Origin of the sequence: Candidatus Methanomassiliicoccus intestinalis Issoire-Mx1 (assembly GCF_000404225.1) — an archaeon.
Taxonomy (GTDB): domain Archaea; phylum Thermoplasmatota; class Thermoplasmata; order Methanomassiliicoccales; family Methanomassiliicoccaceae; genus Methanomassiliicoccus_A; species Methanomassiliicoccus_A intestinalis.
The window spans coordinates 561,267-581,723 of the sequence record NC_021353.1; the positions used below are offsets into that span (position 1 = coordinate 561,267).

The 20,457-nt window shown below is 40.7% G+C and carries 18 protein-coding genes; 13 read left to right on the forward strand and 5 right to left on the reverse strand.

Going from position 1 to position 20,457, the window contains the following annotated elements; translation table 11 throughout:
* Positions 1–20 precede the first annotated feature (20 nt).
* The 6 genes from H729_RS02755 to H729_RS09940 all read left to right on the forward strand — a co-directional run bounded on the left by H729_RS02755 (position 21) and on the right by H729_RS09940 (position 7,713).
* The gene (locus H729_RS02755; RefSeq protein ID WP_048133850.1) at positions 21–338 is read left to right on the forward strand and encodes an STAS domain-containing protein; all 318 of its coding nucleotides are present in this window, start codon (positions 21–23) and stop codon (positions 336–338) included.
* Between the two features lies 1 nt (position 339).
* Positions 340–1,764 (forward strand): ATP-binding protein, encoded by a 1,425-nt coding sequence (locus H729_RS02760; protein WP_020448477.1) that lies wholly within the window; start codon positions 340–342, stop codon positions 1,762–1,764.
* A 5-nt stretch (positions 1,765–1,769) separates the two neighbouring features.
* Complete coding sequence (locus H729_RS02765) at positions 1,770–2,936, forward strand: LuxE/PaaK family acyltransferase (protein WP_020448478.1); 1,167 nt, start codon at positions 1,770–1,772, stop codon at positions 2,934–2,936.
* A gap of 4 nt (positions 2,937–2,940) precedes the next feature.
* A complete protein-coding gene (locus H729_RS02770) occupies positions 2,941–5,391 on the forward strand; it encodes an aldehyde dehydrogenase family protein (RefSeq protein ID WP_020448479.1) in 2,451 nt (816 codons plus the stop codon).
* A gap of 4 nt (positions 5,392–5,395) precedes the next feature.
* The gene (locus tag H729_RS02775) at positions 5,396–7,117 is read left to right on the forward strand and encodes an MATE family efflux transporter (RefSeq protein ID WP_020448480.1); all 1,722 of its coding nucleotides are present in this window, start codon (positions 5,396–5,398) and stop codon (positions 7,115–7,117) included.
* A gap of 446 nt (positions 7,118–7,563) precedes the next feature.
* Positions 7,564–7,713 (forward strand): hypothetical protein, encoded by a 150-nt coding sequence (locus H729_RS09940; protein WP_172618650.1) that lies wholly within the window; start codon positions 7,564–7,566, stop codon positions 7,711–7,713.
* 22 nt (positions 7,714–7,735) lie between these two features.
* Here H729_RS09940 and H729_RS02780 read toward each other — a convergent pair whose 3' ends face one another.
* Together H729_RS02780 and H729_RS02785 are read right to left on the reverse strand one after the other, a co-directional pair.
* Positions 7,736–8,188 carry a hypothetical protein gene (locus tag H729_RS02780; protein ID WP_020448481.1) on the reverse strand — a complete coding sequence of 151 codons (453 nt, stop codon included), beginning with the start codon at positions 8,186–8,188 and terminating at the stop codon, positions 7,736–7,738.
* Between the two features lie 139 nt (positions 8,189–8,327).
* On the reverse strand, positions 8,328–9,617 hold the full coding sequence (locus tag H729_RS02785; protein WP_020448482.1) for an amidohydrolase family protein: 1,290 nt from the start codon (positions 9,615–9,617) through the stop codon (positions 8,328–8,330).
* Positions 9,618–9,829: 212 nt separating this feature from the next.
* Here H729_RS02785 and H729_RS02790 point away from each other — a divergent pair, with 212 nt between their 5' ends.
* The 7 genes from H729_RS02790 (at position 9,830) to H729_RS02820 (ending at position 17,503) form a co-directional block, all read left to right on the forward strand.
* Positions 9,830–10,696, forward strand: a complete 867-nt coding sequence (locus H729_RS02790) for an MBL fold metallo-hydrolase (RefSeq protein WP_020448483.1) — start codon at positions 9,830–9,832, stop codon at positions 10,694–10,696.
* A 110-nt stretch (positions 10,697–10,806) separates the two neighbouring features.
* Entirely contained in the window at positions 10,807–11,400 is a 594-nt protein-coding gene (locus tag H729_RS02795) for a GTP-binding protein (protein ID WP_020448484.1), read from the forward strand.
* On the forward strand, positions 11,397–11,819 hold the full coding sequence (locus tag H729_RS02800; protein ID WP_048133852.1) for a hypothetical protein: 423 nt from the start codon (positions 11,397–11,399) through the stop codon (positions 11,817–11,819). The genes H729_RS02795 and H729_RS02800 overlap by 4 nt, the downstream gene beginning before the upstream one ends.
* Positions 11,809–13,455, forward strand: a complete 1,647-nt coding sequence (locus H729_RS02805) for a methylamine methyltransferase corrinoid protein reductive activase (RefSeq protein ID WP_236608649.1) — start codon at positions 11,809–11,811, stop codon at positions 13,453–13,455. The genes H729_RS02800 and H729_RS02805 overlap by 11 nt, the downstream gene beginning before the upstream one ends.
* A 49-nt stretch (positions 13,456–13,504) precedes the next feature.
* Positions 13,505–13,840 (forward strand): cupin domain-containing protein, encoded by a 336-nt coding sequence (locus H729_RS02810; protein WP_020448487.1) that lies wholly within the window; start codon positions 13,505–13,507, stop codon positions 13,838–13,840.
* Between the two features lie 55 nt (positions 13,841–13,895).
* Positions 13,896–14,276 carry an SDR family NAD(P)-dependent oxidoreductase gene (locus H729_RS02815; protein ID WP_020448488.1) on the forward strand — a complete coding sequence of 127 codons (381 nt, stop codon included), beginning with the start codon at positions 13,896–13,898 and terminating at the stop codon, positions 14,274–14,276.
* 50 nt (positions 14,277–14,326) lie between these two features.
* Entirely contained in the window at positions 14,327–17,503 is a 3,177-nt protein-coding gene (locus H729_RS02820) for an InlB B-repeat-containing protein (RefSeq protein ID WP_020448489.1), read from the forward strand.
* Positions 17,504–17,655: 152 nt separating this feature from the next.
* Here the strand turns inward: H729_RS02820 and H729_RS02825 are convergent, their stop codons facing one another.
* The 3 genes from H729_RS02825 to H729_RS02835 are packed head-to-tail and all read right to left on the reverse strand — an operon-like array spanning position 17,656 to position 20,302.
* On the reverse strand, positions 17,656–18,069 hold the full coding sequence (locus tag H729_RS02825; protein WP_020448490.1) for a DUF3795 domain-containing protein: 414 nt from the start codon (positions 18,067–18,069) through the stop codon (positions 17,656–17,658).
* Between the two features lie 21 nt (positions 18,070–18,090).
* Positions 18,091–19,500, reverse strand: coding sequence for a methanol--corrinoid protein co-methyltransferase MtaB (gene mtaB / locus H729_RS02830; RefSeq protein ID WP_020448491.1), 1,410 nt, complete (start codon positions 19,498–19,500; stop codon positions 18,091–18,093).
* A 1-nt stretch (position 19,501) separates the two neighbouring features.
* On the reverse strand, positions 19,502–20,302 hold the full coding sequence (locus H729_RS02835; protein ID WP_048133854.1) for a methanol--corrinoid methyltransferase: 801 nt from the start codon (positions 20,300–20,302) through the stop codon (positions 19,502–19,504).
* Between the last annotated feature and the right edge of the window lie 155 nt (positions 20,303–20,457).

A 20,457-nucleotide genomic window follows, 5' to 3' on the forward strand; every position in this document is an offset into this window, starting at 1 on the left:
AGTTATTCCCTTGCCCGATCATGAATATAACGAAGTTATCTAAAGGGGACAACCTGCTGATTTCTGTGGAAGGAAGATTAGATACAATCACCCATCTGGATTTTGAAAAAGAATTAGATGCGATATTGTCCGGGGGAGATATGAACGGTATTGCAGCATTAACCCTTGACTTTTCTAATCTTGAGTACATCTCCAGTGCAGGTCTCAGATCTCTGCTGAAGCTTCAAAAGGATCTGAACAGCAGGAACATCTCATTTGCGATTTCAAATCCAAATGACCTTGTTACTGATGTTTTGAGTATAACTGGAATCGATCAGTTGATTAAGGTGGATACGTAATATGGAATTCATAAATATGCGGGTTTTATCCAATCCGCATTCTATCCCTGTTGCTCAGGCAGCAATATCTAATATAGCTGAATTGTGCGGGATCTCTAGAAAAGATATCAGTAAGCTGGAGATTGCACTCGAAGAAGCTATGTCAAATATCATAACTTTTGGTTTTCCCGATAAAAAGGACTCATATTTTAACGTCTCTGTGGATATTTCTGAAATGGATTTCAAAATCATCATTCATGATCAGGGAAAACCCTATGACTTTGAAAATGTCGATGATGACGTATCATCTTCGGCAGGAATCAAACTCATGAGGGGTCTGACAGATGGACTTGTATTCAAGAATCTTGGTGAAAGGGGCAGGGAACAGCATTTAATCAAGCACTTGACTGCACTGCCAGAATATACTAGAAGACCACCTGAGGAAGAGGTCTGTGATCTGGAGAATCTGGAGTTTGATATCCATCCTCTTCGGAAGAGCGAAGCCATAGAGGTATCGCAGTGTGTTTATGATGAATTTGGATACACATATCCTTCGGAACTCGTTTACTATCCAGAACAGTATTATGATGCATGTCAGAAAAATGATTATTTTTCATTGGTTGCTACTGCTCCCAATGGTGAGATCGCCGGACATCTGGCATTGATGTTTTCTCCACACTTTCCCGGCATTGCGGAAATGGGTATCGGGGTGGTGAAAAAGAAATTTAGAAATTATTCTCTGATGAGTAGACTCACCAATGAAATTATCAAAATTGCGGAAAATGATTTTAAACTCAATGCATTGACTGCGCAACCTGTTGTGTATCATCCATATACACAGAAAATATGCAATAAAACAAACTTCATCGCCTGCGGTTTTGTTCTGCATTATGTCAATTATAACATGGCAAATACTTTTGATGATGTGGGCGACGGAGTCAACGTGGCCGTAGCTTTTCGCATATTTAATAATAAACTGAATGATATTTATGTGCCGGAGGAAGCAAAGGAAATGGTCTCGACGATCATATCCCTTTCAGGCCTAGAACGAAAGCTCTTAGACGGCATGGTTCCCGCAGAAGGTTCGCTGAGTGAAGTTATTACCGATATCAACCAGAGGCTGAAGATCGGGAAAGTATTCATTGAACATGCCGGAAGCGATATACATTCTGCCTTGAAAACTTCACTCTTAGCAACCAAACGAGAAAAATGTGCTGTCGTAGAGCTGTTCATAAATTTATCAGACGCCTGTGCACCCTTTGCATATGAAGCGGCTAAAGACTTTGATTATTTTTGTACAGGACTTCTCCCATGCTCTCAAAACGGAGATTATCTGACGATGCAGTGCCTATTAGGTGGAATTGTTGATTATGACACTCTTCGCACCATTGAGCCGTTTACAACATTACTTCAGCATATACGCGGATTAGATCCCAATGAAGGTTGATATCTATGGAATATTTTATTAGAAATCTCAGTGACCCGGATGTTTTGGTACCTGGTAAAAATCTTTCAGCTCTCCAGGACCTTTGGGCATCCAGCGACCCTTATGAATATGATGATGAACTGTTTGTCAAAGCCGTTAAACAGTGTCTTTCATGGCACATTGAAAAGAATGACTTTTACAAAGATTGGATGCAAAAAAATAATTTCTCAGTTGACAGCTTGAACGATATCAGCGATATCGCCAAGATTCCCTTCCTCCATGCTAACTTTTACAAGACGCATGTTATTAAAACTGTAAAAGACGAGGATATTGCTATTACACTAACATCCTCTGGAACCACTGGTCAAAAAAGCCAAATGTTCTTTGATAATTGGACTATTTTTGCCTCAGACAAATCAGCGGATATGGAATCTTACAAACTGGGAATGATTACAGACGAACCGACTAACTTTTTGCTGTACTCATATGAGCCGGCGGAAGGTGTGAATGTCGGAACTCTGAGAACTAGGCAGATGATGCGCAGATATGCAAAAGAAAATGAATTGGTGTATGCCCTGAAGTATACTGGAAAAGGACATGAATTCGACCTTTTCGGTTGTATAGATGCGCTGCTGAGGTTTGAAAAAGAAGGCCTGCCTGTAAGACTTCTTGGATTTCCTGCATTTCTCTATTTTACATTAGAAAAAATGGAAGATATGGGATACCCACCGTTAAAGCTCAATCCAAAATCACTTGTCATGATGGGCGGAGGATGGAAAGGCTTTGTTGATAAACAGTTGAGTCCTCAGGAATTCCGTGCATATATTAAGGAAAGACTGGGTCTTCCCGAATCCTGCTGCCATGAAAGTTATGGTGCTGTAGAACACGGAGTCGCTTACATGGACTGCAACAATCATCATTTTCATATTCCAGCGTACAGCCGTGTTTTGATCAGAGATGTCAGAACTCTTGAAGTTCTTCCTTATGGAAAACCTGGATTTCTCAACGTTATCAGTCCGATAAACACTGGTGTGCCGGTAGTCAGCCTCCTGCTTGGGGACTTGGCTGTTCTGCACGAAGGAAAGAGTTGCGGGTGTGGGATAAACGCCCTGTGGTTTGAAATTCTGGGAAGAGCAGGAACGACTAAAAACCGCAGCTGTGCAATAGCCGCAGCAGAGCTCTTAAGGAAGTGATTGGATGAAACATATATGGAGAGGTTCATTAATTGATGATGGAGAATTATTAGACAATCTTCGTAGACTTCCTGATGAGATCAACGACACACTTCAGGAATCTTTGAAAACTGAAGATGTTCTTGATGCATGTGAAAAGCTGTCTGCAGTGATGCTGGAATATAAAGATGAAAAAATGAAAGCCGCTCTGGCAGAGGACGAATGTGAAAATCCCAAAGAATTTCTGGCTGAGCTGGCTGATAACATCTCCCGGAAATCGCTGACAACCAAACTTTGTGCAGAGCTTGGCACCGACAGGCCTTTTGAAATCAAAAGGATAAATTACAGGACTCAGAATTTTGAAGCCTGGAGTCCAATGGGCGTTCTAGTTCACATTACCGCTGGAAATTCAATAGTCGTTGCACCAATGGCTGCCGTGGAAGGTCTTCTGACTGGAAACATAAATATCATCAAAGTAGCCAGCAACACAGGTTCATTTGCAGCATGGTTCTTTTCAGAATTAAGCAAGTACTCCAACATTTCAAAGTTCATCTATATGCTCAGAGTATCTTCAAAACGCAAGGATATCATTTCAGAGATAATTGCTAATGCTGATTGTGTGAGCGTATGGGGAGGAGAAGATGCAGTCTCTGCAATCAGAGAAATGACCCCCAAGGGAATTCCAATTGTTACATGGGGCCACAAAATAAGTTTCGCATATATCACACCAGACTCTATGGATTCAGCCATAAGCGGACTGGTGCACAGTGTATGTCGCAATGAGCAGCAATCCTGCTCCAGCCCTCAATGTGTTCTGATTGATACAGATAATACCGCTGATGTTGATAAATTTGCTAAGATGTTCAGCGAAGCGCTGAATTCCTGCGGCATACCTCAGAAAACACCAGATCTTGCACAGTGTGCAGAGATAACCACTGTTACAGAACTTCACAAGTCTGATATTTATTTCAACGGTGGAGATATCATCGAGGCAGATGATCATACATACAGGCTGTTGATTTGTTACACGCCTAAGTTCATGCCGTCTCCGCTTTTCCGTACAGTCTGGATTTCACCCATGCCTCACAATGAGGTGATAAAACGCCTCAGGGGCATGAGGCAATATCTGCAGACTGCAGGACTCGCCTGTAACATTAATGATTTGGCTATTCTTACAGATCTTCTGTATCGGGCGGGAGTCACACGTGTAACTCCAGTGGGATCTATGAGTGTGAGTTATACTGGAGAACCGCATGACGGTGTCTTTGCTATGCCGAGATTCTTGAAAAGAGTCTCTATGCGTACTGAGCTGCCGTTGACTGGAATCCTGAACCTTTCCGAGCTAAGGGAACCAGAAGAGATGCATTTTAATGGGAAGATCCAAGGCAAGGCGGATTATCCACCAGTGCCGGAAAATGGTACCAGAATTCTTATGAAAAGTGGCGGAACCACCGGAGAGCCTGTATACTGCAGTTACACACAAAATGATTTTGACAAATATATTATAGAACCATCTATCGAAGCTCTTCTGTCTCGTGGTCTCGATCCTGAGAAAGATGTTTTGGCAGATGTCCTGAAATGCGGAAACCTCTATGGAGGGCTGAATTGTTTCATTTCCGTATTTGATAAAATGAATGCACCACATCTGAGTATAAGCGGTTTAGACAATTTCGGCATGGTTGCAGACTTCATGATTAAGGGAAAAGCTACTGCCATTCTTGGAGCACCAAGTTATATTCTCAGATTGTTTGAAGAAAATGCTGATAAGTTTAAAAAGTACGGGAGAATTAAAAAGATATTCTTTGCTGGAGAACATATGTCTGATGGCCAGAAAGAATATCTGAAAAGCTTTGGCCTTGAGACGCTAGTGCCTGTACTCTATGGAGCAAATGAAACAGGCAGCATGGGTATATCATGTGACTACTGCCCATCTGGAGTTTATCATGTCTGCTCCGACATTCAGCATCTTGAGATTCTTAAGATGGATGAAGACAAGCCTGTTGATGAAGGAGAAGTCGGTAGACTCATATTTACTGGGTTCAAAAGAGAAAACGGCCATACTGAAAGGTATGAAATAGGAGATACAGGCCGCTGGGTTGAAGGACCATGCCAATGCGGCAGAAAACAACCCAGGTTTGAACTTCTTGGCAGATATGGGGATGTAATCCGCATGGGAGGAACTTTCTTCAACTACCAAAAAATAGGAAAGATTCTCTCAGATGATCTAAAGTACAGCGGCAGACTTCAGCTTATTCTGGAGAGGGCAGGTCTCAATGAAAAAATGATTTTCTGTATGGAAAACATTTCAATATCTTCAGAAGAGCTTACAAAAGTCTTGTTAAACAGCGGATATGATTCGTTTATGAAAACTGTGCCGACAGGCTTGGTGGAGATTGAGGCTAGAATACTTTCACCAGATGAATTTATTATCAACAATGTAAGTATCAAGCTCAAATCCATTATCGACAGGCGTTGATTTCATGCTGGAACGCAACCCCTATCTGGTTAACAAAGCATTCCGCACATATCTTGTAGCCACCGTACTGGCCTCAATGGCCCTATCCCTTGGGGTTGTAATAGATGGAGTCATAGTCGGAAATCTTCTGGGTCCGAACTCCCTTTCAGCTATCAACTTAACTTCGCCGCTTATCCAGCTGTTGAGTGCCATCACCGTTCTGATCAATGTCGGAGGTGCGACACTAGCTGCAATATTCATTGGCCGCGGAAAGACTGAAGACGCTTCAAGGATTTTTACAACATCTGTTGTAATTAACCTAATTGTAGGGGTAGTCATAACAGTTCTTGGAACAGTGTTTATTGATGAGATCGTCTCTGTACTCTGTTCCGATGCATCCTTGGCTCCGCTGGTAAAAGATTACGCATCAGTGGTATTGATCAGCAGTCTACTTTACATGTTGCTGCCAGGAATATGTGTTTTTGTAAGGACAGACAGCAATCCGAAGCTGGCTACTGCCGCTTTAGTAATTGCAAACATCGTGAATCTAGGTCTGGATATAGTCTTCATAGAATTTATGAATCTGGGAGTGGGAAGCTCTGCGCTTGCTACTTCTTTGGGTTATCTGGTGGGAGTCTGTATCCTTCTCATTCACGTCACAAAAAAAGAAAGGGTATTCAGATTCAAATTTTCTGGGATCAAATATGCTGGATCAATATTTGCAATGGGAGCCCCTGTGGCTCTTGCGTCTGCCCTTATGACAGTCCGTCTTTTTGGAATGAACTCTATCGTTCTTCAGTATTTAGGTGCTGATGGGGTAAGTGTCATGGCAGTTTGTCTGAACTTGATGATGATTGCATCAATGTTTATCGGCGGAACTGCTCAGACTATGCAGCCTATCGGAGGAGTCCTGCAGGGTTCTGAGGATTACAGAGGTATGAATCTGGTTATCAAAGCCGCTACCAAAATTCTCATAATCTGCCTAGCTGTTCTTGTCTCGCTCATATTCCTGTTTCCAGGAGCATTCGCATCATTCTTTGGATTAACTGATCCAGAGCTTGTGAACTTTGCAGAACCGGCATTAAGAATATTCTCCCTCTGCCTGCCGCTGTATGGTATCAATTATATGCTTATGATAATCTATCAGATACAGGGCCACAAGAAACTAGCATCAGCAGTCTCTTCTGCCCAAGCTCTGATGGTCGTAGTGGTGGCACTTATTCTTGTCCCTATGAACAACGATCTTATCTGGGCTTCATTCGCAATTGGAGAATTAATCGTGCTGGCTGGAACTTCAGTAGCCGCTTATGTAATTCATAAAAAGCGCGGTCTCACTACGCTCACTTTGCAGAAAACCGCTCCAGAAGGTGCTTTCATATTCGATGTTTCCATGAAAGGGGACGGAAGCGATATGAAATCAATGATGGATGAACTGCACTCATACCTTGTTTTCAGCGGCCTTTCTGCCTCCGTGATGAATCGTATTGAACTTTGCTGCGAAGAGTTAACATTGAATGTTATCGAGCATGGATTAAACGAATCGAAAAATCATTATCTGGATATAAACATTAAAGAGGCTGAGGACAACATCGTAATTACAATCAAAGATGATGGTCCAGTATTTGATCCAATTAAGTATGATGGTGATGGAAAAGGTCTTCTTCTAGTCAAAGGAATCTGTTCTTCGATCAGCTACTCCCGCGCAATGGATCAAAACCTAGTTACTGTTAAAGTCCTTAGATCTTAATCCAAGATATGAGCACCATCTCATATCTTTTATTATTTTTATTTCCTGTATGTTTATGATTTGCTTATAACTACTACTCTAATCGATCTTGGATGCAATCTTCAATGCGAGAGGAAACAGACTTAGAAAAATCACACGTCCGAACGAAAAGGGTGGAGACTTCCGCTCTCCGCCCTTTATACACCTCACATCATTCAGAACATATTGGGTCGTGGTCTGTTGAACCAAACCATTATCACTAACATAATATAAATACATTTGGATGGGCTGATTTTTGCGTTTATTGAGCTCTGATCGGGGATTGGGAGGAGTATATGATTGGACGCATATGATGCAACATTGATTTCTAGCAAGACAATAATTCTGAAAACTTAGGCATATTCTATTCCCCCCACAAGTTTCATCCAAAACTAAAAAAAGAATATCTGAAGATCAAGTTCTCAGTGATGATGTATACCCGCCTTAGCAGACAGTATTCAAAAAGAAACACTCTGCATTATATCGATCTGCGTTTAGGAGAACCTACTGATATGTTGAATAAAATAATTGCAGACTGCAGAATGAATGCGCCCTGCAAGTCAGTAGATATTCATTAATGTCATTGATTTTTCAAAAATTCTATTTTTCAATGTTAGATATGACTTCCTCCAAATCAACTTTGTCGACATTTCTTTCATATCCTTCAATATCAAAATTTCCCTCTTCATTGACGCAAACATTCTTCTGGAGTCTGAACGATGCAATCGCAGCTATCAGCTCTTTGCTACTGATTTCGTTCCATCCAGCTTTGTATGTAATCTTTCCGAATGGTATTGAGCTGATGATCCGTTGCACCCAGCAGGGATGTGCGTAAAACCCTTCTTTATCGGCAGGCATTTCTGACAGCTTATTGTCATTCCAGTTTTCATACTCTTCTCCGTTTGCTATTGACTTCAGTTTTGATATGTATTTTCCAATACCCTCATCTGTGAGTTCATAGCAATTGTAGTACTCAGGTCTGCCATGCATATTGAGTATAATATTCACTTTGTCTGGATATATGTATGATTGAAAGTCGTACTTTGATACCATCAGGCAGTCTCCTCAGTTTCCAGAAATCAGTCTCATACGTTTTAATGCTGTCAACTTCTACATGTAGATGTCACTTATTTGATTTTTCTTGTAATTTTAAGGTTTGAGGACAATCTAGTTTAAGATTGTCCAGATCTGTTTAGATGGACTCATGAAGTTCTTGGGCAGCTTCATTAGCTTCTTCGAGTTCTTTCCATTCATCCATCGTTTTTATGGTGTTTTCTTCCATCACGATCTTTCCGTCACATATAACCGTCTTGACATTGAGGCCGTATGATGAGTAAACAATGTTAGAAACCAGCGTCTCTGGAAATATGGGACGCAGGTTGGGAGATTTTCCATCCAGAATAATGATATCTGCTTTCTTGCCAGCTTCTATCGATCCTATCTCAGAATCCATTCTCAAAGCCTTAGCCGCATTGATCGTGGTAAAATCAAGAACTTGTTGAGCAGGAAGGACTGTAGGGTCCCATCTGGAAGATTTCTGCAGCAGCGACACGAATTTCATCTCTCCAAACAGATCAAGAGAATTGTTTGTAGTAGAGCCATCAGTACCAAGAGATATAGTCATACCAGCATCAATCATCTCGGGTATGGGTGCAACTCCGCCGGTAGCGAGTTTCATATTAGAAACTGGACAGGATGATACTTTTACACCTGCTGCTGCCATAGCTCTTACTTCGTTCATAGTCAGCCATGCAGAGTGGGCCGCTACACAATGATCGTTAAAGAATCCAATATTCGCTAGGTAGTCGCCTGGTCTGAAACCTTCTTTCTTCTTGCAGTCTGACACTTCCTTTCTAGTTTCTGATAAGTGAAATGTCAGAGTTAGATCTTCTTCTAATGCGAACTCCTTAGCTCTCATGAATGTTTCAGTTGAGCATACATAAACTCCCTGCAGGCCAACTGCTGGATATATTCTGTCGTGGTTCTTGAATTCATTGTAGAACCTTTTGCAGTTGTCAAGCGGGTCTCCTTTCTGAGTCGTGAACTGCTGATCCAACACAGCCCATCCTAGAACCCCTCTTATACCTGATCTCTCAACAGCCTTAGCAATTATGTCTTCAGAATAATACAGGTCTAAAAATGTAGTAGTGCCTGAGTGGATCATTTCGATACAGCCCTGAGCAGCTCCAGCTTCCAAATCCCTGGGTGTCCTTATGTCATCCAAATGAAAAACTTTATCCAGAAAAGCCGGGAAAGTTACATCATCCACCAGGCCTTTCAAAGAAGTCATGGAAACATGAGTATGAGTGTTAATCAAACCAGGGAGAATTATGTCGCCTGCTGCGTCAATAATCTTGTCAACTGATTCATCACATCTGCCGATAGAAACAATCCGGTCGTTTTCAATAAGGATGTCTCCATCGATAATTTCCCTGTTACAATTCTGAGTCACTATTTTTCCATTTTTAATGAGTGTGCGCATAATAACAACGATTGATTGAATTCAACAAGATATATACTCTGCGGGTAACCAAATTCTATATGCTAGCATGTAATAGGGTATTTTATGCAAATCTCTTTACTTTCTTGAAAAGCAGCTCCGTTTTTACACGGCTGAGTAAGTTGGTTGATATGTACTCAGAATATTTCAGGAAAAGAATGATGACTGCACATTAAATCCTGCGGAATGCATCAATGAGCTTAAAGTCCGAGATCATGCCAGAATTACAGACTACCAGATTAACGTTCTTAGGAACGGGCGGAGGCCGCTTTGCTACAATGTACCAAGCCAGGGCAACCGGCGGCATCTATCTGGCAGATACTCTTCGGCTGCACATCGATCCCGGTCCTTCAGCCTTGTACAATATGAAACGTCTTTCAATTGATCCCATAAAAACAGACGGCATACTGCTTTCACACTGTCATCCAGATCATTATTCTGATGCAGAAATTCTAACAGAGGGAATGAGCCACGGCGGAATAGTTAAACGAGGTGCGCTTATAGGAAGCAAAAGTGTCATACTGGGTGAAGGTGAATTTGACTCTCCGATTTCTAATTATCACCGCTCGATCTGCGCCAGAGTATCAGCAGTCTCTGCCGGCGACCGTTTCCGCATTGGTAATATGGTAATTGATGCTACGCCAACACAGCATTCAGATCCTTATGGCGTAGGATTTAGGATTCATACACGCAACGGCATAATCTCTTACGTCAGCGACAGTGAGATAACTGACAAGGTGATCGCAGCTCATCGGGGAGCACGCGTTCTCATTCTTAATTTGACAAGACCTTTGTGTGCGAAAGTTCCTTTCCATTTGTGCACGGAAGAAGCAGCAGTCTTTGCTAGAGAAATCGTTCCCGAGATGGTTATCCTAACGCATCTTGGAATGAAACTTCTGCGTGAGGGAGTGGATAAGCAGGTCAAGTATATTAAAGAAAATTCTGGGACAAGGGTACTGGCTGGAGAAGACCTTATGAAAATCTCCATAGGCAAGGACATCACTGTCAAACGCTTCCAAGATCCTACTAATCATTATACCTCTTATCCTAAATATGATTGAATATGCATTCTCTAAATGGATAAATGAAACGTGCAAATTTTTTACACTATTGTTTTTCAATACTACAAATTTGGGAAAATGTTAAAAATCCCAACTACGGTGAAACATTGATGATAATCTGCCAGATAGCCGGTTTTTTAGGCAGCGGAAAAACAACTCTGCTGATCAGATTAGGTACAGCACTTAGTGCTAAAGGGAAACGCGTAGCTATTATTGTTAATGAAGTGGGCGAAGTAGGCGTTGACGGCTCAGTGATTGATTCCAGCGGGCTGAAGTCCGTTGAACTTGCAGAAGGTTGCATCTGCTGCTCGTTATCAGGCAGTCTGCAGCATACTCTGAAACAAATTAAAAATGATTACGATCCAGACTTGATTATAATCGAACCTACGGGAATAGCCTTTCCAACCAAGATAGTGCAGCTGGTAAGGACGGCCATGGTCGGTGAAGAGAAGATGATTACCATCTCTCTGATCGATGCTTTCCGGGCCGTTAATCTGTTTAAGGAAGCAGAGCTGTTTGTAAGCAGGCAGATTGCAGGTGCTGATATCGTAGCAGTGAATAAGATCGATGCAGTCGATGAAGATACGATCAAAGAAACAGAAAAAATCGTTAAAAAAGTAAACAGGGAAGCCCAGATCGTATTCATTTCTGCTAAAAATGGGGATGGAGTAGACAATCTGATTAAACTCTTGGAGGCGGCATGATGGAAAACTCCAAAGAAGCAGCTGATGCCGGCTCATTTGGTACGGAAGCTCACTTTCACGGCAGTGTTTCTAAAAAAGAATTGGTGGAGGCCGCCAGAGCTGCAGTAATTTCTACTGCCGATGAAATAGTCAGAAAAAGAGGCATTCTGCTCGGACACGTCAAACTTTTCATCTCTGCCAACGGTACTCTCAAACTCAATATGGTCGATCCTACAATGGGTATTGATATGGATGATAAACTAAACGATCCAGTCGTTGATGGTGAAATAAAATACATGGCTGCAGCCATGGGTGTTTCAGATGATGAATTGGAAAACATTATGATGAATAGCTTGAAAATCATTGACAAAGCAGTCAAATTAAATTTTAAGAAACATGAGCATAACCACGCTCATAACGTAACCTTTGATGGTGTATGATATGTATGGAGTTTCAATAGATGTAGGAACCAGCGGTATGAGAATGCACGCTGTGGATTTGGACAGCAAGAAAATACATTCTACGGCAATAACAGTCCGTCACCCCGTGCCTGGTGCAAATGTTGTTGATCATCTTACTTTCTGTATCGAAGTCGATCAGAATTTAGCAAACAGACTTTTGATCGACACAGCAAACCGCCTGATGCAGGAACTTGATATCGACCTCAACAAAGTCGAAAGGGTAGCTGTCTGCGGAAATCCAATTCAGCTTTCTATGTTTCAGAATATGGAAGTCAGAGATCTTGCATATGTCGGAGAGAACACGCTCAAATCAAAAGGTGTAGAACCTCAGAAAAGAGATGCGAAGGTCATACCTGCTGTTGACTTGGGCTTGAATCTGCGTGAAGGTGTTCCAGTATACATTCCTCCTGCCATCAGGCATGAAATCGGAGCAGATGCTCTTGCCATGATGTATAAGACCGGGCTTCTGGAACGTGAAGACAATGTCCTAGTTACTGACTATGGTACAAATGCAGAAATGGCTCTGAAGGTTGGAGATGAAATTCTCACAGGTTCCGCTGCCGCTGGTCCTGCCATAGAAGGGCAGCAGATTAAGTCCGGTATGCTTGCTTCTCCAGGTGCCATTTCCGATGTTGAGTCTGAATTCTACTGGAAATGCAAAGTTCTTGGAGATGACATGCTTGTAGGAGAAGGAGACTCTATCGAAATCAATACCGGAACCGTAATTGAAGAAGGTCCTATGCATGGCATGGCAAAAGGAATTACAGGAACTGGTGTGATCGCTGCTATCGCCACTGCTCTTGAAAACGGAGAGATTGTAAAATCCAAGATCACCACGACTGACGGCTGCCTGCACCTTCAGGACGGGGTCATCATCACACAGGATGATTTCTTAGAGGCTGCCAAGACATTCGGTGCCATGAGAGCCGGACATTTCACTCTGCTTGAGACTGCTGGAATTAAATTTGATGAGCTTGACACAATGTTCATGAGCGGGGCATCCGGTACATATGTGGATGCTTTGAAGGCTCAGAGAGTCGGTCTGCTTCCGCCCTCAGTTGATACAATATATCAGTTCGGCAACACTTCTCTCTCTATGGCTACAGATATTGTCAAAGATCCAGAAATGGTTGATAAACTGCAGTCTCTCGCAAATTCGATCAGAGCCAATCATATTATGTTTGCTACCGACAAGATCTTTGAGTCTGTGTTCATTCAAGAACTGGCTTACTGGCAGGAAGGTATGCCGATAGAGACATACAACATGATGCTGGAGCTGTCAGACATTCAGCCCCTGCCGACTACAATCAAACCGGCTGAAGTCATTAAAGTCGTGCAGAGAGATATTCCCGATCTGGGAGATAAGGGACTTAAAGTTCTTCGTGAAATTGGTATCGGTTTAAAGAGATCATTCAGCGGATGCACAGGCTGTCAGAAGTGCGTTAAAGAATGTCCAGAAGATGCAATTTCTGTAAATGATGCTGCAGAAGGCTATGAAATTCAGGTACTTTCAGACCGCTGCAATGGAACTGCCTGTCTGAGATGTGAGCGCGCCTGCCCTCAGAAATGCTTCCAGATCAAAGATCTGCAGAGAAGTTCAGTTAGTGCTGAATAAGCCTAACCAAACCTCTTTATTTTAATTTTTTAAATAAAAATTATGCAAAATGGAGGAATTATACACGCAGGAGTTTACTACACCGCCTAATCACAAAGGATTTTCGGCCAAAAAACTATTTGATGAAAATGGAAAAATCAAATGGGGAGCAATCGCCTATATCGATAAGGACGGTGGCGGGCCGGAGGGAAACCATACACACAAAGAGAATCATATTTTTATTGTTGTTGACGGAGAGGCAAAGATCATACTTGGGGAGCAGACGTTTATCGTCAGAAAAAATGAATCTTTTTTTGTAAACGGTATGATACCTCATTCCATATGGAATAATACCGATCAAACGACTGTCGTGATTAAAATTTCTACTGAAAGTGAAGCGGAGTGAACCTATTGGAACAACAAGAAAAACAAACCGTGATTGTTACCGAAGGAGTTCCGGTATGGGGCTTGCTATTGCGAGAAAATTGAAGTCTATGGGAATGAATGTGGTCGTATTTGATATTCAAAATCCGCCTGATGGTTTTGAGTTTTATTGTGTAGATATTCGGGATGATACACAGATAAAAGAGGCATTGTTGCAAATTTCCAATGTATATATTCTCGTAAATAATGCCAAGGTGTATTTTGAAAAGTATTTGGAAGATACAACGAACGACGATATAGACAAGATGGTTGATATTAATAAGATGTATTCTTTCAAAATCAGGCTATTTTTCTTTAATGTGAGAATCTCATCCTCATTAGCATATATACATTTAATCATGCCAATCCGTAATATTTACAAGTGTAGATTAAAGACGCACAAATGCCATGAAAAATAAACCAGCCAGTGTTTCTTTGAATCCACACTGTGTAATTTAATGGTGAGCAAATGAAAAATAAGGTCAAGTTAATACTAGCTTCAGCTGTATTTGTTGCAGCTTTGATGCTACTCGTTCCATTGTCTCAAACAGACATGTCTGGGGGGGGGGGGGAATCTGAAAACAACGTTTCAGACTCAGTTGTTTTGAGCGATGATGACTCTAAAATAATTTACGTGAACGGTTCTTATCAAGATTCGGATTCGAATGATACTAATGAGAAATCATATAAAACAATACAAGAAGCTATTGACGCAGCATCTTCTGGAGATATGATATCTATTGCTGCTGGTACATATACTGAAAATCTTACAATAAATAAGAAAATTATACTCTCAGGAGTTGCTGAAAGTTCTGACGGCTATTCAACACAAATAATCGGAAAGATCTCTGTGATGGTGGTTGATGCAGTAACTCTTGAAAATTTAAATCTAAGGTATACAAGTACGACCAATGATTTTCAGGCCGTAGTCGAACTCAATGCTGCTGGAAACCTGACAATTCAAAATGTAATTATAACTCCTGACATACAGAGTAATGAAGATTATTGTTCTGGTGTACTAATATCTGAAAATAATCAGAATGCAAAATTAACAATCAATAATGCAACGATTCATGCAGATAAAGATGGTGGACGCGGCGTAGCAATAAGATCGCTTGGATCCACAACGAATATTTTTGATTCCACAATAACTGCAAATGGCGGGAAGTATGGATCTGCAATTCATATGAATACTCAGGATTCTGCCAATCCAGCTACATTAAATATCTCAAATTCAACGATTACTGCTCAAAAATATTATGGTATTTATCTACATATGGGAACTTTCACTATAAATATAGACAACTCAAAAGTCTCTGGATTTGCAGCATTGTATCTTAAACCAGATTGTGTAAATTCTACTGTGAATATCTCCAAATCTGAGCTTACCGGGATCATGCAATATGGTGGATATAGTAACAATTTTGGAACGATAGTATTTGAAGGACATAACAACACCATTAATATTAGTGATAACTCCATTGTAACTAACAAGTATATTACAGGCGGAGAGTGCTGTGAGTATCTAGTATTATACAGTTCCAATGGAGCAAATGATAATTCAGTTATTGCAGATTCTACTGTAAAATTTACAAATGTTAATGTTGAAAAATCTCCTATTTGGATAAGCTACAATAGCAATTCGAATAATATCTCCGTCAATGGTGCCCAGTTTTTATATGCTGATAATGGGTCCCTAAAATCTGCTCCAATTATCTTGAAAGATAAATCCGGACAGGTTAAAAATGCAGTATCAACGTTCACCTATACTCTGTATTTGTTAGATAATGACGACATCATCGAAATCGCTGCAAACACAGAATATGAGTCTCTAGTTGTTCCAGGCATTAAAATATCCTTTTCAATTATTGGTAACAATTCAACAATTAAGGGTCTTTCATTATCTGTTGCACAAAATAATACTGTAAATATTTCTATTTCCAAAGTTAATTTCATAGAAAAAGGTCTCGCCATATCTGGAGCAAACAATGTAACAATCACAGGTTGTAAATTCACAGACATTACCGAATCAGTAGTTGATGGTGATTCCACTCAAGTCAATGCAATCTATCTAGAGAATTGCACTGGAGATGTAATGATTGGCGGTGAAATGGAAGACGATAAGAATGCTATTGAAAATGTATCCTCATCAGATTCCAACCCATCGCCGCAGTATGGACGTGGAATTTTCATAAGCTATGGAGGTTCTGGTAAATCCTTGACCATTCAAAATAATTCCATTTCAGGCACAGCATACAATGCTCTGCAGCTTTCAAACATTGAGTTTACAGAAATTACTATTTCAAACAATAAAATAAACAATTGGGATTCTGATAATGATGGTGTTGAAGACAAACCTGGTAGTTCTGACTTTTCCAAAGGACGTGCAATAAGGCTTAATGTCAATGAAGGCAACTCCACAAAACTTACTATTTCTGATAATAAATTTACAAAAACATATAATGCCGAAACATTGTATGATGACTATAACATCATAAAAATCTCTGATGCAGATGCAGAATTCACAAACAACATTTTAGTCTTATCAGGATTGAATGATACAAAGAATAATCCAGACTTATTTATGACTGGTACAAATAATGAAGATAAATATATTGCAATCTTCAATCCAACTGATGGATACTTCAAAGACTCATCAGAAACGAATGAGTTACTTTACTCAATCGTTGCTGAGAATGGTATAGTTGATGAACCGACATCTCCTTCAAGATTGGGATCATACTCATTCGCAGGATGGTATACTGATGAATCCCTCACTGATAAATGGGACTTTGATACCACGATAAATGGAGACATGACTCTCTACGCTAAATGGACATACATAGGGGGAAGCGGAGGATACCCCGTCAATCCACCTGTAACTCCTGATACACCGGAAGAACCTATCATACCTGACAGCAGCGGAAACGCAGAAATTAAGGTAGATGACAAGAAAGCAGATGAATTAGTTCATGAAACAGTCGCATCAGGCTCAAACACGCTTAGCATAGTTGATAAAGACAATGTAGAAGGAACAGTAACATCTGTATCAATATCTGTTTCAGATTTAGAAACAATTTCAAAGAAGATTGAAAACAATAACAACATTGATTCAATTTCAATAGCAACTTCAGAAGGAGAAGTAATTATTGAAAAAGAAGTTCTTGCAGAAATATTAGAAAATAATTCAGAAGCAGACACGTTGATCATTGAAGTAAACAATGCAGAGAACAAATTAACAGAAGAACAAAAGAAAGTCGTAGGAGACAACCCTGTATATGACATCAATCTCCGCTTAGGAGACAAGTATGTTACAAGCTTCAACGGTAAATCAATTACTGTATCAATACCTTATGAACTCAAAGAGGGAGAAGATCAAAACAACTTGATTGTTTATTATCTCAAAGATGACGGTTCAATCGAAAAAATGAACTGTTCATATAAAGACAATCAGGTATCGTTTGAAACAAATCACCTTTCAAAGTTCATAATCGTCTATGAAGCTCAGGAACCAATAGTTCCAGACAACCCTGATGACAAGAATGATGACAATAACAGCGACAATACTGTTTATTACATAATCGCAGCAGTAATAATTATTCTCATCATCATCGCTTTAGCATATTACTTCATGAAGAAGAAGTGATGATAAGTGTAAAACCAAACTAACTTACTGAACGCGAAAGCGTCAGTAAACTTCTTTCTTATTTTATTTTTGAAAATTTTTCTTAATATAGACTCAATTCAAAATGTGTTAAAAACTAGACTCATAGTTTTACTTCCAAAATAAGTAAAACATCAATTCTTCATTTTTTCCTGACACTCGCTGCATTTTTTGTCGTGAATGGAAATAATGCCGCCGCATTTTGAGCAAGTATAATTTTCTTTCTGCTGTTCCATGAATTCTTTTAAATTATGTTTATGTACAAACTCGCTATTTTCAATCAGGCTTGCTTGATATCTTGTGTTATAACTTTTTTCGAGATATTTTATTTGTTTACAAGGAAAATCTAAACACTCATAGCAGTAATCTAACCCTTTGGATTGAACACAGTCTTTAATCTTGCATTTACGGCAGTGTTCCGGTTTTTCAGCATCGCTATTCAAACAACCATTGCAGGGCTTTTTGTGATAGCAGTGCTTATAGCAGACTTTGCAATTCATTCCGCATGGAGCGAACATGATCTCCTCAATGCTTTCCGGCATCTTCATTGATTGTTTCTCCGTGCTGCATCAGTAGTAGAGATCATAGTTCTTAGGATTGAATTTAGGTACATCTTTGTAAACCGAAAGACATTGATCCACGAATTTCCCCTCTTCGTCAGGAAGAGCGCTGAGGTCGGTAATTATCTTTCTCAGCATATCCTGTTCATGTTTAGACAATTTCAGTCTTCCGAATTTACTTTCATCTTCAATCAATTTAGCAGCAGTCATCGCAGCAGCCTTAGCTCTCATGTATATGTCGCTGCCATATTCTACAATGGCCTGCCCAATCTTGTATGCATTATCATATGCTAAGATGAAAGCTTCTGGGCTTCTGTATCTGTCCGTTGCCATATACAGATCACGGAGAAGACGATCTTGTTTCAGCTGCTTTGCGGTATTCATGAGCGCAGCTTCATACCCAATATTTCCCAGCCAGCATTGAACAGAAGAGCCGCCGAATTCAGGGTGGTATTCTACAGACTCATTGGACCACAGATCACAGACCTGAGCGATTAAATTGCCCATTAAATCCATGTGAGCACAGTGTGAGTTCTTACCTTCTTGAGATGTGGGCTTACCAGAGATTGCTTTGACAATCGGGCCTTCGTATCCGCAGTCTTTGTCTGGTCCGGTAGCACCGGCTTCCCACGCTACTAAAGTGCGTGTAGCGGCAATAGCTCTAGTTACTGCAGAAAATGTCCTGGGGATTTCTTTATCCATATAGCCGCCTGCCAGGAACATCGCCGTGTTAGCTCCGGCGCAGCATGTGTCTCCGCCGGCTCTGATCCTATTCTTCTTAGCAATGTGAACGATTTGTGGCCAGAGCCATTCCATATCTATTGAACCAAGGTAACCTATACCGAAAAGCCACCCTCTGATATCCTGTCTTAAAAGAGAATAATCTGCAAGTTCCTTTCCGCCTATGGATTCAATTGACAGCAGATCCGCACCATTTTCTGCGGCTACATGGCATGAATCAATGATTTTCTGAGGGTAAGAATGCTTTTGATCCATTTCTTCTCTCAACCCTAGCTCGGCCATCCTCGGGTCTGCAATCGTATGCCTGATAGAAAGCGCGATATCATACTGATCATGATATTTCTGCATCAGTTCTTTCTGGCCGGAGACTATCGGTTTTGCATAATGCTCAACGTCATTAGTCATGTGTGAGATATGCTCATTTTCCAATTGCACTGCTGGAAATCCCAGAGTTATAGCTCTGTCTAGAACATCTCTCGTGATATAATCAACAAACTCTCTTCTCAGGCTCTCTGGGGTCTTTTCGCTGCCGACGCGGGGAGCAAATTTAATCTCTGGTACAACGACTCCTGCTCCGATAACCTGTCCCAGCCCATATGATACTGGATACTTAGCTTCTCCAAAAACCATATCGTCTGGAGATGTATACTCCATCCGGGTGTAACGCTTCAAAGACATCTCATTCACCCCTCATTTTGCTGTTTTTGGTAATTATGCGGTCCCAGTTGGATCTGATTTTTTTCCAGTCCCATCCTTCTGTTACAATTCTGTTTGCAAGATCTGGACCATCAGCAGCTTTGACGCAGTATATCCCCATCGGAAACGACTCTACATAATCCCTGTTGACTGCACCTCCAGCACACATGAACGGTATTTCCATACCCTTTTCATAAAGTTTTGAAGCAATCTTGGGAAAGGCTGACATGGTTGTGGTCATAAGAGCTGTGCCGGTGACTATGTCGGGCTTCTCTTTTTCTACAGCATTAACGACATCCTGCATCAGTACATCTCTTCCTAGATCTATTATTGAATATCCATTTGATTTCAAAAGTACAGCAGCAATATTCTTGCCGATATCATGAGGATCTCCCTCAGCCACATGCATCACGATTTTACCTTTAGTCTCTCGTTCTTTGGTTAAATGAGACTCGCACATCTTCAGACCGCGATCCATAAGATCAGCGGCCATCATTACATGTGGGAAGTAATATATTCCCCGGCCGTAAAGTTCGCTGACAATCTCCATACCTTTGATCAAGCCCTGTTCGATAACTTCTTCAGGGCTGAAAACTTCCATGGCAGAAGTAACATCCTCCGAGATGTCTTTATAGCGCATGAACACGATATCTTCGCTTACTTTTCTGAGATGGGTTTCTTCAGGAACCAGCCTGTATACAAGTTCTTCTGGATCTTCTTGAGATTCTAAATCCAGATCATATCTTTTAAAAATCCTGTTATAGTTAATATTTTTAAGATCTATCGTGTCAAGTCCCCCGTGCCATCAAGAGTTAGATTTGAGATGGATACATTTCGAAAATTTCAATCTTCGCACGTCCTTGTTAAATCGTGTAGGGGGGGGGGTACTTTCACCTACCCCCAAAATAAGTTTATAAACTAACTATGAGCTTACAAACT